The organism is Xanthomonas sp. SHU 199 (assembly GCF_000364665.1).
GTDB classification, from domain to species: domain Bacteria; phylum Pseudomonadota; class Gammaproteobacteria; order Xanthomonadales; family Xanthomonadaceae; genus Xanthomonas_A; species Xanthomonas_A sontii.
This window is the reverse complement of the sequence record NZ_AQOI01000040.1, coordinates 1-13,156: the sequence shown is the minus strand read 5'-3', so window position 1 is coordinate 13,156 and position 13,156 is coordinate 1. Positions and strand designations below refer to the sequence as shown.

Here is a 13,156-nt window from a genome sequence, read left to right as displayed (position 1 = left end):
TCAGGCGCCCGGCGACGCGCCGCCACAGCCGCTCGGCGACGCCGCCGTCGGCGGCGTCCTGCGCCGCGGGCAGCGCCGACAGCAGCATGTCCCAGGCGACGAAATCGCTGTCGGGCAGCAGGTACAGGCGCCAGCAGCACTGCTGCTGGCGATCGTAGAAGCGCAGGCTCTCCAGCACGCCGTCGCTGTCCACATCCAGGTGCGCGGCCACGCTGCAGGCGTGGCGCCAGCCGATCAGTTCGGCGCCGGTGTGGGCGCGGTACAGACACAACACCGTGCCCAGTGCGGCCAGCTGCGCCGGGCGCGGCAGCGGCGCGGCGATCCGCTCCGGGCCGGTACGCGCTGGCGCAGCGATGCGCATGTAGGACTACCAGTCCAGCGCCAGGCTGACCGAGACGTTGCGCCCGGCGCCGGTGTAGCGGTCGAGCACGCTGCTGCTGGCCAGGGTCGCGCCGGGCAGCATGTTCCAGTCGATGTAGCGGCGGTCCGCCAGGTTGAACACGCCGACGTCGAGCCGCGCGCCTTCGGTGAAGTGCCAGTGCGCGAGCAGGTCCAGCGTCGCGTAGCCGGCCGGCGTGTAATAGCTCGGTAGTTCCGGCCGGCGCTTCTTCGCCACCGCGGTGGCGACCAGTTGCGCGCCCCAGGTGTTGCGGTCGTAGCCCAGGCCGAGCACGCCGCGCAGCGGATCCACCGAATTGAGCGGCGTGCCGTCGGTGCGGTTGTCGCCGCGCGCATAGGCCGCGCTGGCCTGCAGCGACCAGCCGCTCCAGCGCGCATCGAGTGCGCCGAAGTCGATGCCGGCCTTGGCCTCCACGCCGCGGATGGTCACCCGGTCGACGTTGCGCGATTGATACAGCATCAGGCCGTCGGCGTTGAAGCCGACGAAGCGGTAGGACTCGATGAAGTCGCGATAGGCGTTGCGGTAGGCGCTCAGGCCGGCGTAGACCGCCTGACCGGCGTAGCGCACACCCAGTTCGGCGCCGCGACTGGTCTCCGGCTTCAGGTCGGGATTGGCGATCGCGGTGTAGCCGATGAGCAGATTGGTGAAGCCGATATTGACGTCGTTGTACGGCGGCGCGCGGAAGCCGTGCGCGTAGTTGGCGTACAACGACCAGGCGTCGTCCAGGCGCCAGATCGCGCCGAGCTTGGGCGAGACGTTGCGATCGCTGATCTTCTTCGCCGCCACGCCGGGATTGTCGGTGGCGAAGATCGCGTCGACCTGCGGCGACAGCCGATAGTAGTCGGCACGCAGCGCCGGGGTCAGGCTGAAGCGGCCGTCGGCCAGCGCGATCTCGTCCTGCAGGTAGGCGCCGGCCTTGCGCGTCTCGGTGATCGGGAAGTCGCGGACCGGGAAGGTTTCCATGCCCACGGTCTTGCTGATCGTGCCGGTGCGCAGGTTCAGCGTGCGGCCGTCGCGCTTTTCGTGGGTGTCGGTGTGCGACAGGTCGATGCCGTAGCTGATGTCGTGCACGATGCGCCCCTGATCGACCCGCTTGTGCAGATTCGCCTGCAGTCCGTACAGGCGCTGGTCGAAGTCGTGCTCCATGTGCCGCAGCGTGCCGTTGCTCCGGCGCTCGTCGGTGCGTTGCAGGCTCTGGCTGTCCTGGCGGTACAGCTGCCACTGCAGGTCGTCGGCGAGCAGCGTGTCGAGCTGGTCCACCTCGTGTGCCAGCGACACGCGGGCGCGGGTCTGATGGTCGCGGCCGCGCTGCGACAGGATGCTGGCGGTGACGTTGCTCAGCGCATCGATGCGCGAGTAGTCCTCGTTGCCTTCGACGGTCAGCTTGAAGCGCTGATTGGCGCTGGGCGCGTAGACCAGCTTGCTGAGCAGGCTGCGGCCGTCGCTGCTGAGCGGATTGGGCGCGGTGCGGGCGGCGCCGATGCTGCGGTTGTCGCCCTGGGTCTCGCTTTCCTGGCCCTGGCGATGGCTGAGCGCGGCCATGCCGCTCCAGCGGTCGCCGCCGAAAGCGACCAGCGCGCCGGCGAACAACCCCTTCCACTCGCTCTCGTAGCCGAACTTCAGGCCGACGTAGCTGTCCTTGCCCGGCGCCAGATAATCGGCCGGATCCTTGGTGACGTAGGCGACCACCCCGCCCAGCGCATCCGAACCGTACAGCGCGCTGGCCGGACCGCGCACGATCTCCACGCGCTTGAGCGTGTCCATGTCGACGAAGTTGCGGTTGGCGTTGAGGTAGCTGCCGAAACTGAAGGTGTCCGAGACCGGGATGCCGTCGGTCTGGATCAGCACGCGGTTGCCGTCCAGGCCACGGATGCGGATGCCGGAGATGCCGCTGAAGCGGCCGCTGTTGCCGGTGGCGGACACGCCGGGCGTATAGCGCAGCAGATCCTTCAGGTCGTGGACCAGTGCGCGGTCCATCTGTTCGCGATCGATCACGTCGACGCTGCCGGGCACGTCGACGATGGCGCGCTGGGTGCGGGTGGCGGTGACCTGCAGGCGATCGAAATCGCGGGTGGCGGCCGCCGCACTGGCGGCGTCGTCAGCGTCGGAGGCAGAGGCGGGTGCGGGAGCGGCATGCGCGCAGGCGGCCAGAGCCAGCCACAGCGCGCCGGTGAGCGGGGCGGTACGGAACATGGGGAGCATCGGTGGTCGCGTAAGACCCTCGACCGGCACGGCGCGGGGTCCGCGCCTGGCCGAGGGGGAGAGAAGGATCGCGACTGCGAGGCGGCCGCGGCCGACGCGCAAGGGCGTGGGCCAGGTGGCGGCAGATCGGGCGGGGAGACCGGCCGCGCGCGGCGGCCGGAGGGCATCACTTGGTCAGGATCAGCTTGTCGTTGCTGGTGTGGCGCAGACGATAGACGCGGTCGCCGTGCTGGATCAGCACTTCGCGGCGGCCCTTGAGCAGCGCCTGGCTGCTGATGGTTTCTTCGGCCGGCACGGCGCGCGGCACGGTGCGCTCGCGCAGGCTCAGGGTCTCGGGGTGACGCAACAGCACGGGTTGAGCGGTCATGGTCGAACTCCATCCACGGGGTGCATCGAGATGATAATGATTCTCAATACTTAATCAAGACCCATTCTCGCCCGATTCGATTCGCAATCCCGATCGAAATACCGACCACGAAAGATTCCAAAGATCGTTACGCACTATCGCTCTCGCCACCGCGCCGCCGCTGCACTACGGCGGCGCAAGCGCATGCCGTCGTCAGCGCACCGCGGCGTCGACCCGTTCCCACCATGCCGCGTCGTCGCGCGCGGCCAGCTCCAGCGCGCCCAGGTTCTCCAGCAGCTGCGACACCCGGCTGGCACCGAGGATCACCGTGGAGACGTGCGGGTTGCGCAGGCACCAGGCGATCGCCAGTGACGCCGGCGCCACGCCCTCTTCCGCGGCCAGCGCGGTAAAGGCGCGCGCGCGCTCGATACGGCGCTGCGCCGGCGGCCCGATCACTTCCTGCTGCAGCCAGGCATTGCGCTCCTGGCCAAGCCGCGAGGCGGGATCGATGCCGTCGTTGTACTTGCCGGTCAGCAGGCCCGAGGCCAGCGGCGACCAGATGGTGGTACCCAGGCCGAGCTCGGCGTAAAGCGGCGCGTATTCCTGCTCCACGCGCGCGCGGTGCAGCAGGTTGTACTGCGGCTGCTCCATCGACGGCCCATGCAGGCCCAGCGCGCGCGCCACCTGCGCCGCCTCGCGGATGCGCTCGGCCGGCCACTCGGAGGTGCCCCAGTACAGCACCTTGCCCTGGCGGATCAGCGCGTCCATCGCGCGCACGGTTTCCTCCACCGGCGTGTCCGGATCGGGGCGGTGGCAGTAGTACAGATCCAGATAGTCCACCCGCAAGCGCTTGAGCGCGGCATGGCAGGCGTCGGTGACGTGCTTGCGCGACAGCCCGCGCTGGGTCGGGCGCGGCGACTCGACGGCGCCGAAGTAGACCTTGCTGGACACGCAGAAGCCGTCGCGCGGCAGCCGCAGGTCGGCGATCACGTCGCCCATCACCTGCTCGGCGCGGCCGTGCGCATAGACCTCGGCGTTGTCGAAGAAGTTGATGCCGTGGTCCCAGGCGGCGGCGATCAGGTTGCGCGCTTCGTCGCGGCCGGTCTGCCCGCCGAAGTTGATCCAGGCGCCGAACGACAGCGCCGACAGTTGCAGCCCGGTGGCACCGAGGCGACGGTATTGCATGGCAACTCCTCCTGCTGAGCGAACCCGCGGCACGGCCGGCGGGCGGCCGCACAGTGTAGCGGCGCTGCCGCAAGCCCCCGTCGGCGCCGCCACGCCGGCGGCAGCCAGGCGCCCCGCTCTTGCAAATCCCCAATCCCCAATCCCGAATCCCCCGACTGAACACGCCTCGCCTTGCCGGCCGTCACCCCCTGCACTAGGCTTCCCGTCTTTGGTCGGGGACCGGGGACGCAGATGGTCGAGGGATTGGGAAGGATCGGCTTCGGCCTGTTCGGTTTGGCGGTGTTGATCGGGATCACCTGGCTGTTCTCCAACAACCGCCGGGCGGTGGACTGGAAGCTGGTCGCGACCGGCCTGGTCCTGCAGATCGGGTTCGCCTCGCTGGTGCTGCTGGTCCCGGGCGGCCGTGAGGTGTTCGACTGGCTCGGCCAGGTGTTCGTCAAGGTGCTGAGCTTCGTCAACGAAGGCTCCAGCTTCATCTTCGGCAGCCTGCTCGACACCAAGACCTACGGCTTCATCTTCGCCTTCCAGGTGCTGCCGACCATCATCTTCTTCTCCGCGCTGATGGGCGTGCTGTACCACCTGGGGGTGATGCAGGCGGTGGTACGGATGATGGCCTGGGCGATCACCAAGGTGATGCGCGTGTCCGGCGCCGAGACCACCAGCGTCTGCGCCAGCGTGTTCATCGGCCAGACCGAGGCGCCGCTGACGGTGCGTCCGTACATCCCGCGCATGACCGAGTCCGAGCTGCTGACGATGATGATCGGCGGCATGGCGCACATCGCCGGCGGCGTGCTGGCGGCCTACGTGGGCATGCTCGGCGGCGGCGATCCGGCGCAGCAGGCGTTCTACGCCAAGCATCTGCTGGCGGCCAGCATCATGGCCGCGCCGGCGACGCTGGTGGTGGCCAAGCTGCTGATCCCGGAGACCGGCACGCCGCTGACCCGCGGCACGGTCAAGATGGAAGTGGAGAAGACCACCAGCAACGTGATCGATGCCGCCGCCGCCGGCGCCGGCGACGGCCTGCGCCTGGCGCTGAACATCGGCGCGATGCTGCTGGCGTTCATCGCGCTGATCGCGCTGGTCAATGCGCCGCTGACCTGGATCGGCGACGTCACCGGCCTGGCCAGCGTGATCGGCCGCCCGACCAACCTGTCCACCATCTTCGGCTACGTGCTGGCGCCGGTGGCCTGGGTGATCGGCACGCCATGGCCGGATGCGACCACGGTCGGTTCGCTGATCGGCCAGAAGGTGGTCATCAATGAGTTCGTCGCGTATACCGAGCTGTCGCGTATCGTCCAGGGCCAGGTTCCGGGCGTGAGCCTGAGCGCGGAAGGCCGGCTGGTCGCCACCTACGCGCTGTGCGGCTTCGCCAACTTCAGCTCGATCGCGATCCAGATCGGCGGCATCGGCGGCCTGGCCCCCGAGCGCCGCCACGACCTGGCCCGCTTCGGCCTGCGTGCGGTGCTGGGCGGCTCGATCGCGACCTTCATGACCGCGACCATCGCCGGGGTGCTGTCGCACTTCGCCTGATCCGGCCGCGGCATCCGCCGCACCCGTTTTTTTTTCCAGTTCCAGTCGAGAAGCAGTACATGCCTATGAGTTCGGTCATCGTCGTCGGTTCGTTCAATGTCGACCATGTGTGGCGGTGCGAGAATCTGCCCGCACCGGGGGCGACCATCGCCGGCCGCTACAGCACCGGCCCCGGCGGCAAGGGCTTCAACCAGGCGGTGGCGGCGGCGCGCGCCGGCGCGCGTACCAGCTTCGTCTGCGCGCTCGGCGACGACGCCGGCGGCGCGATGGCGCGCGGCCTGGCCGCGCAGGACGGTATCGCCCTGGTCGCCGAGGCCAGCAGCGAGCCGACCGGCACCGGCGGCATCTACGTCGACGGCCACGGCCGCAACACCATCGTCATCGGCGCCGGCGCCAACGCCGCGCTGAGCCTGGACTTCGTGCAGGCGCAGCGTCCGCTGCTGGGCTCGGCGCGGGTGCTGCTGGCGCAGCTGGAATCGCCGATCGAGACCATCGAGGGCACCCTGGCGCTGGCCCGCGAGGCCGGCCTGACCACGGTGCTCAACGCCGCCCCGGCCAACGCGCAGACCAGCATCGGCCTGCTCAAGCTGGCCGACGTGCTGACCCCCAACGAAACCGAGTTCGCCGCCCTGCTCGCCCGCCATGTCGGCGTGCGCGTGGACGCCGACGACGTCGCCGCCACCGATGGCGGCAGCCTGCACGCGCTGTGCCGCAAGCTGCTGCCGGGCGGCACCGTGGTGGTGACGCTGGGCGCGGTCGGTGCGTTCATCTCGCACCCCGAGGAGCGCCTGCTCGGCGACACCCAGCCCTACTACCGGATCGGCGCCGAAACCGCGCATACCGTGGACACCACCGGTGCCGGCGACGCCTTCAACGGCGCCCTGGTGGCGTCGCTGGCGCAGTCGCCGAACGCCGCGTTCGCCACCCATGTGCGCTTCGCCAACCACTACGCGGCGCGCTCTACCGAGGCCGAAGGCGCGGCGGCATCGATGCCGCGGCTGACGCCCGAGGCCGGCTGAGCGATCGGCGCGACGGTGCCGGCCGTCGCCGTTGCCTGCCATCACAAACCAGCGCCGGCGCTGCGCCGGCCACGCATCCGACAAGGAGTTGCCGATGCCCCGCCGTTCCATCATCCCGTTCGCCGTGCTGTGTGCGCTGCTGCTCCCGCTGTCCGCCGCCGCGGCACCGCGCTGCGACTGGAACAGCCTGGCCTCCGACGCCGACCGCGCCGCGGTGACCGTCTCCGCCGAACGCCTGCAGCAGGTGATCGCGGCGCATTACGACGATGCCGAGCAGGAAAAGGGCGCGGCGCTGGCGCGGACCCTGCTGCAGCGCGCGCAGACGCCGCAGCAGCCGGGCACATTGGAAGGCCGCTGGAAGGTGCGCTCGATCCAGGTCGACCCGCACTTCGCCTACGCCTATCCCTACTTCAAGGCCGAGATCCGCCGCGATCCCTGCGGCTACCACCTGAGCAAGACCAGCGGCTCGCAGCGCCGCAGCGGCACGCTGTATCCGCTGTCCGCCGGCAGCCATGAGCTGGCCTTCCTCGGCGCCAGCACGGTCAACGACGAGCCTGAAGCGGCCTACGCGCCCGGCCATGCCTCCGACGGCACGCACGGCAACAGCGTCGGCCGCCTGGTCGCGCTGGGCCCGGACGAACTGCTGCTGATCCTGGACGGCAAGGACAACGGTTTCGAGCTGTACCAGCTGATGCGCTGACGGCCGCGCGGGCCGCCCGGCCCGCCAGCGCATGTGCCCCGTTACACTACGCGCATGCGTATCGGCCCCTACACGATCGAACCGAAGGTGATCCTGGCACCGATGGCCGGGGTCACCGACAAGCCGTTCCGGCTGCTGTGCAAGCGGCTGGGCGCGGGCCTGGCCGTGTCGGAAATGACCATCTCCGATCCGCGCTTCTGGCAGACCCGCAAGTCGCTGCAGCGCATGGACCACGCCGGCGAGCCGGACCCGGTCAGCGTGCAGATCGCCGGTACCGAACCCCAGCAACTGGCCGAGGCCGCGCGCTACAACGCCGACCACGGCGCGCAACTGATCGACATCAACATGGGTTGCCCGGCGAAGAAGGTGTGCAACGCCTGGGCCGGCTCGGCGCTGATGCGCGACGAGGCGCTGGTGGCGCGCATCCTCGGCGCGGTGGTGAAGGCCTCGCCAGTGCCGGTGACGCTGAAGATCCGCACCGGCTGGGACTGCGACCACCGCAACGGCCCGGTCATCGCGCGCATCGCCGAGGACTGCGGCATCGCCGCGCTGGCGGTGCACGGGCGCACCCGCGACCAGCATTACAGCGGCCAGGCCGAGTACGCGACCATCGCCCAGATCAAGGCGATGCTGCGCATTCCGGTGATCGCCAACGGCGACATCGATTCGCCGCAGAAGGCGGCGCAGGTGCTGGCCGCGACCGGCGCCGATGCGGTGATGGTCGGGCGCGCGGCGCAGGGCCGGCCGTGGATCTTCGGCGAGATCGCGCACTACCTGGCCACCGGCGAACTGCGACCGGCACCGTCGCTGACCTTCGTCCGCGACACGCTGCTCGGCCACCTGCAGGCGCTGCACGCGTTCTACGGCGAGGTGCAGGGCGTGCGCATCGCGCGCAAGCACCTGGGCTGGTATGCCAAGGATCAACCCGAGAACGCCGCGTTCCGCGCCGTGGTCAACCGCGCCGAGAGCGCACAAGCGCAACTGGCGCTGACCGCCGAGTACTTCGATGCGCTGATCGCCGGGGTGTCGCCGGCCTTGTCCGCCGCCGCCTGACGTCTTCTTCTCCCTGGAGCACCGCCATGGGCACGTCTCCCGAAACCCCGACCTATCTGCACGGCTATTCCGACACCGAACAGGCACGCCTGTTGAAACAGGCGCGGCTGCTCGAAGCCACCCTGTTCAACCAGATCGACTACACCGGCGCGCGGCGCCTGCTGGAAGTGGGCAGCGGCGTCGGCGCCCAGACCGAAGTCTTGCTGCGGCGCTTCCCGGAGCTGCACGTCACCGGCATCGACCTGAGCGAGGCGCAACTGCAGGCCGCGCGCGACAACCTGCAGCGCATGCCCTGGTGCCAGGACCGCTACACGCTGCAGCAGGCCGACGCCGGCGACCTGCCGTTCCAGCCGCGCAGCTTCGATGCGGCGTTCCTGTGCTGGGTGCTGGAGCACGTGCCGTCGCCGGCGCGGGTGCTCAGCGAAGTGCGGCGGGTGCTGGCACCGGGGTCGCCGGTGTACGTGACCGAGGTGATGAACGCCTCGTTCCTGCTGCATCCGTACTCGCCGAACGTGTGGCGCTACTGGATGGCGTTCAACGACTTCCAGTACGACCACGGCGGCGACCCGTTCGTCGGCGCCAAGCTCGGCAACCTGTTGCTGGCCGGCGGCTATCGCGACGTCAGCACCGAGATCAAGACGCTGCACCTGGACAACCGCGAGCCGGCGCGGCGCAAGACCATGATCGGGTTCTGGGAGGAACTGTTGCTGTCGGCGGCCGAACGGCTGCTGCAGGCCGGCGCGGTGGATGCGGAGACCGTGGCCGGCATGCGCCGGGAAATGGCCCAGGTGCAGAGCGACCCGGACGCGGTGTTCTTCTATTCGTTCGTGCAGGCGCACGCGACGGTGTATTGAGCGGCGTTTACGGCGCCGCGGTAGGCACCTGAGCGCCGACCGGCGCGGGCGATGCCGGTTCGGTCCAGATCCGTTGCCACATCCGCGCCAGCGCCGCACCAATCTGCCCACGTGCCACCGGCGCCCGGTACGCGGCCTGCAGCTGCCGCGGCGGCATCGCCACCCAGCCGTCGCCCTGCTGTCGCGCCACCGCGAAGTTGAAGTTGTAGTCCGGCTCCAGGCCCATGCGCAGGTCGCTGAGCACCAGTTCGCCGTCCTTGACCTGCGCGCGCATGAAGCCGCGGTTGAACCAGCTCAACTGCTGCACCGCCGGCAGGTCGCGCACCTGCGCCAGCGCCTGGATGTTGGAAGGATAGCCCTGGAAGCGCATCGGTCCGCGGTCGGCGACCAGCGAGCGCTCGCCGATCACATAGCCGCTCGGGGTCATCGCCACCACCCGCCATAGCAGCGTGTTGAACGGCATCGGCACCGAGAAGCGCGGCGCCTGCGCCAGGCCCATCGCCGCCAGCGCGCGGTCGGCCTCGCGGTCGACCAGCCGCTTGGCCAGCAGCGACCAGCCCAGGTAGACACTGCTCAACAGCAGTCCGACCAGCAACGCCTGCTGCGCCACGCGCCGCGCGCGGGCGAACCAGGCGATGGCGCAGGCCAGCAGCAGCCACAGCGTGTAGGCGGGATCGATGATGAACACGCTCGACCACATCGTCGGCGATGGCCGCAGCGGCCACCACAGCTGCGTGCCGTAGACGGTGAACGCATCCAGCAGCGGGTGGGTGATCAGCGCCAGCTGGATCGCCCAGAACCAGCGGTGTGGCGCTTCGGCCACGCGTCCATGGCCGAAGCGCCGGAACAGCCACCAGATCAGCCAGCCCAGCAACGGCAGCACGAACAGCGAATGGCTGACGCTGCGATGCACCGTCATCAGCGTCACCGGATCGCGGGTCAGCGGCAGCAGGATCAGCGCATCGAGATCCGGCAGGGTGCCGAGCGCGGCGCCGGCAAGCAGTGCCGCGCGCCGATGTGCGGCCGGGGCGATGGCGGCGGCAATGGCGCCGCCGAGGACGATCTGGGTGAGGGAATCCATCGGCGGATGCTAGCAGCGATGCGGCGATCGAGGCACAGCGGTAGCCGTGGCGGGCGTGCTGCGCCTTGACGAGCGGATGGGCGAACACGCGCCACTACATGCCAAATAGAACAGGCAAGGCGCCCGCTGGGACGCCCTGCCCTTCTTCATGCGCTGTTTGAATCAGCCGCTCACTTGAACCATCCGTGGACAACATTGGAGACGGTTGCCGCCACGCCGATGTTGCTTGAGAGCGCATAGCCGACCACGTCCGAGCCGATGGTGGCAAACCACTTCCAGAAGCCCTTCTTCGAGGTAGCTCCGCCAGCGGTGGACTCCCCATGCTCGGCGGCATACTTGGACCAGTACTGCGTGGAGTGCCTGGCCACGCTAAGCGCGCCCAGGACAAGCGCGCCATTCTTCGACTTGGGGTCGAGCCGCGCAATGCCTTCCCGCTCCAGTTCCTCGAACTGCAACGCCGCCGCGTCGAAGTCCTCGGCGTTCTGCACGATCTGGTCCATCCGCTCGATGAACGAGTATTCGTAGGCGCTGAGCTGCTGGCGCAGCCCGGCCAGGTTCTCGGTCATCGGCCGGGTCGGATCGACGCCATCGACGATGGGCTGCTGCGTGGCGACGAAGCGTTCCAGCGGCACGCCGGGGGCATAGCCGCACTTCTTGACCAGCAGGGTCAGCGCGTCTTCGGCCGTGGCATTCAGGTCCATCAGGCAGCCCAAGTACATGTTGTGCTGGATGCCAGCCTGGTCGACCGGGTTTTCGGCCGCCAGCGCAGGGGCGCCGACGACACTGCCCACCAGCAGAGCGGTTGCGACAAGGAACTTCTTCTTCATGAGCGTTCTCTCGCTATATGGAAGGGATTGGAGATGGCTGGGGTGCGTGGATCGCCCCCGGGGGATGGCCACCGCCGCATCGGCACACGCTGCGATCCGGCGATTCCAGGCTAGGCAGCGCGTCGGCGTGGCACGAGGGCGAAGCCGGGCCGCCCACGGAACGAACCGGGTCGGATTGGCGACGCCGTGCCAGGCGGAGCGACTGCACGGTGGCGCGCCTCGCGCCTGCGGCACGGATGCCACTGCCGAAAAATCAAGGCCTTAGGCGGATTTGTTCCCGGTCTATACCCGCGGATGCGCTGGCATCCGCGCCGCCGCCATTCGTAGGCTGCAGTCTCTTCTCTGCGCGTTGCGAGGTTCCGATGCCCACCCACCGTTCCGTCTTCCATGCCGCCCTTGCCGCGGCCCTGCTGACCTTGCCGCTGATCGCCCACGGCCACGACACCCTGCCGCCGGACTGGTGTCTGGAGGAGAGCCAGGAGCCGGAGGTGGTGGTGAAATTCGATTTCGACGGCGAGCAGTTGCGGCAGACGATGGACAAGTGCGGCGTGGTCGATAGCCACGAGCCGTACACCAATACGCTGAACACCATCGCCGCCTATTGCGAGGTGGTGGCGCCGTCGCGCTCGGCCAAGCCCATCGTGCTCGGCCCGACGACCTTCCTGGCACGCGACCACCACAGCGCCTACCGCATGGAGCAAGGCTTGAAGGGCGCCTGCGTGGTCTGCCCGGCCAAGCGCGGGCGCTGACGCACCATGCAGGCGCGCTCGCCGGTTAGCGCAGCCGACGATCGCCGGCAGGAGAAGTGCCGGGCTTGCTCAGCCGAGCGCGTCCCGGCGGGTGTAGGCCAGCACCGTGTCGATCCTCGACTGCAAGGCGGCGCGCGCCTCCGCCGACAGCTCTCCGCAGTGCGCGAGCACGAAATAGGCCGAGCGCAGCACGTCCCGCCAGCGCGGGTTGCTAGGCAATTTGGAGACCGCCAGGTAGCGCTCCATCGCCCGCGCTCGCAGGCGGCCGTCGTCGATGTTCACGCGCCAGATGCGGCTGCGCTCGGCCAACTCCAAGCGTCCGGTCGCGGTGGCGCGCTCCCAGGTGTCGATGACCGCCAGCATCAGGTCGACCAGCGCACGCCGGAAGGCATCGCGCAACGCAGGCGCGGCGGCCTCCGCTGGCGTGTGCTCGGCCTGCGCGGTGTCCGCCACCGCGCCACGGTCGCGTTCCTGCAGGCCAAGGACGACCAGCCCATCGCCGCCGCGCCAGGGCGTGAAGGTCACGGCGAGCGGCGTGCCATGCCGTGCGACGATCTCCAGGCGCTGCGCGGCGCTGTCCTCCATCCGCTCCAGCGCCGCCTGCAACGCCGGGCGGTCGCCCTCGGCAACGCAGGCGAACACCGGCTGCCCGACCGGTTCGGCGTCGTCCGCGCCGCCGAGCAGCAGGCGGCCGGCACGATTGGTGGCCAGGACCTGGCCTTCGGCATCGAGCAGGCACAGCGCGTCCTCGCGGCTGTCGAGCAGGGTCTGCAACAGGCTGCGATCCTCGGCCAGCGCATCCGCCTCTCGCCGATAGCGGGCCAGTTGCTCCTCGTGGCGGACCTGCCGTGCGGCTTGCAGCAAACGTTCGCGCTGGCGGCGACGCTGCAGCCACAGCCACAGGCCGAGCGCGGCGGCGACGCCGGACACCAATGCCAGCCACAGCAGCAACGTGCGTTGGCGCAGCTGGACCTGGCGCAGGCGGTTCTCGCTTTGCAGGGCATCGATGGTGCGCTGCTTTTCGGCGGTGTCGAAGCGGATCCGCAGCCAATCCAACTGGCGATCGTGCTGCGCGCGGACCAGCGCCGCGGCCTCCGCATTCGCGCGCCGCAGCGTGGCGATGGCCGCCGCCGTCTCGCCACTGCTTTCCTGCAGCCGCGCCAACTCCTCCAGCAACGGCACCCGCACCGGATCGCCGCCGGCGGCCGCC

12 protein-coding genes and 1 pseudogene are annotated in these 13,156 nt (G+C 69.6%); 6 read left to right on the top strand and 7 right to left on the bottom strand.

All coding sequences use genetic code 11. From position 1 onward, the window contains the following. The 4 genes and pseudogenes from D183_RS23830 to D183_RS0102310 form a co-directional block, all read right to left on the bottom strand. Positions 1-361, bottom strand: a pseudogene (locus tag D183_RS23830) (Hemin transport protein); the annotation flags it as partial. 6 nt (positions 362-367) lie between these two features. Then, entirely contained in the window at positions 368-2,593 is a 2,226-nt protein-coding gene (locus D183_RS0102320) for a TonB-dependent hemoglobin/transferrin/lactoferrin family receptor (RefSeq protein ID WP_017907562.1), read from the bottom strand. A 175-nt stretch (positions 2,594-2,768) separates the two neighbouring features. Continuing rightward, on the bottom strand, positions 2,769-2,969 hold the full coding sequence (gene hemP / locus D183_RS0102315; RefSeq protein ID WP_017907561.1) for a hemin uptake protein HemP: 201 nt from the start codon (positions 2,967-2,969) through the stop codon (positions 2,769-2,771). Between the two features lie 192 nt (positions 2,970-3,161). Then, positions 3,162-4,133 carry a potassium channel beta subunit family protein gene (locus D183_RS0102310; RefSeq protein ID WP_017907560.1) on the bottom strand — a complete coding sequence of 324 codons (972 nt, stop codon included), beginning with the start codon at positions 4,131-4,133 and terminating at the stop codon, positions 3,162-3,164. 231 nt (positions 4,134-4,364) lie between these two features. Between D183_RS0102310 and D183_RS0102305 the strand changes: the two genes are divergently transcribed. The 5 genes from D183_RS0102305 to D183_RS0102285 all read left to right on the top strand — a co-directional run bounded on the left by D183_RS0102305 (position 4,365) and on the right by D183_RS0102285 (position 9,289). Then, on the top strand, positions 4,365-5,663 hold the full coding sequence (locus D183_RS0102305) for a NupC/NupG family nucleoside CNT transporter (RefSeq protein ID WP_017907559.1): 1,299 nt from the start codon (positions 4,365-4,367) through the stop codon (positions 5,661-5,663). A 65-nt stretch (positions 5,664-5,728) separates the two neighbouring features. Then, a complete protein-coding gene (locus tag D183_RS0102300; protein ID WP_017907558.1) occupies positions 5,729-6,682 on the top strand; it encodes a ribokinase in 954 nt (317 codons plus the stop codon). Between the two features lie 94 nt (positions 6,683-6,776). Next, entirely contained in the window at positions 6,777-7,382 is a 606-nt protein-coding gene (locus D183_RS0102295; protein ID WP_017907557.1) for a DUF4893 domain-containing protein, read from the top strand. A gap of 54 nt (positions 7,383-7,436) precedes the next feature. Further along, positions 7,437-8,435: a tRNA dihydrouridine synthase DusB gene (gene dusB / locus D183_RS0102290; RefSeq protein ID WP_017907556.1), complete on the top strand. Its 999-nt coding sequence runs from the start codon at positions 7,437-7,439 to the stop codon at positions 8,433-8,435. Between the two features lie 26 nt (positions 8,436-8,461). Beyond that, on the top strand, positions 8,462-9,289 hold the full coding sequence (locus D183_RS0102285; RefSeq protein WP_017907555.1) for a class I SAM-dependent methyltransferase: 828 nt from the start codon (positions 8,462-8,464) through the stop codon (positions 9,287-9,289). Positions 9,290-9,296: 7 nt separating this feature from the next. Here the strand turns inward: D183_RS0102285 and D183_RS0102280 are convergent, their stop codons facing one another. Both D183_RS0102280 and D183_RS0102275 read right to left on the bottom strand, forming a co-directional pair. Beyond that, entirely contained in the window at positions 9,297-10,370 is a 1,074-nt protein-coding gene (locus tag D183_RS0102280; RefSeq protein ID WP_017907554.1) for a metal-dependent hydrolase, read from the bottom strand. A gap of 170 nt (positions 10,371-10,540) precedes the next feature. Beyond that, positions 10,541-11,197 carry a hypothetical protein gene (locus tag D183_RS0102275; RefSeq protein ID WP_017907553.1) on the bottom strand — a complete coding sequence of 219 codons (657 nt, stop codon included), beginning with the start codon at positions 11,195-11,197 and terminating at the stop codon, positions 10,541-10,543. A 362-nt stretch (positions 11,198-11,559) separates the two neighbouring features. Here D183_RS0102275 and D183_RS0102270 point away from each other — a divergent pair, with 362 nt between their 5' ends. Then, positions 11,560-11,946, top strand: a complete 387-nt coding sequence (locus D183_RS0102270; protein WP_017907552.1) for a hypothetical protein — start codon at positions 11,560-11,562, stop codon at positions 11,944-11,946. 69 nt (positions 11,947-12,015) lie between these two features. Here D183_RS0102270 and D183_RS23825 read toward each other — a convergent pair. Further along, the coding region (locus tag D183_RS23825; RefSeq protein WP_039725906.1) for a PAS domain-containing protein at positions 12,016-13,156 on the bottom strand (1,141 nt) is incomplete at its 5' end.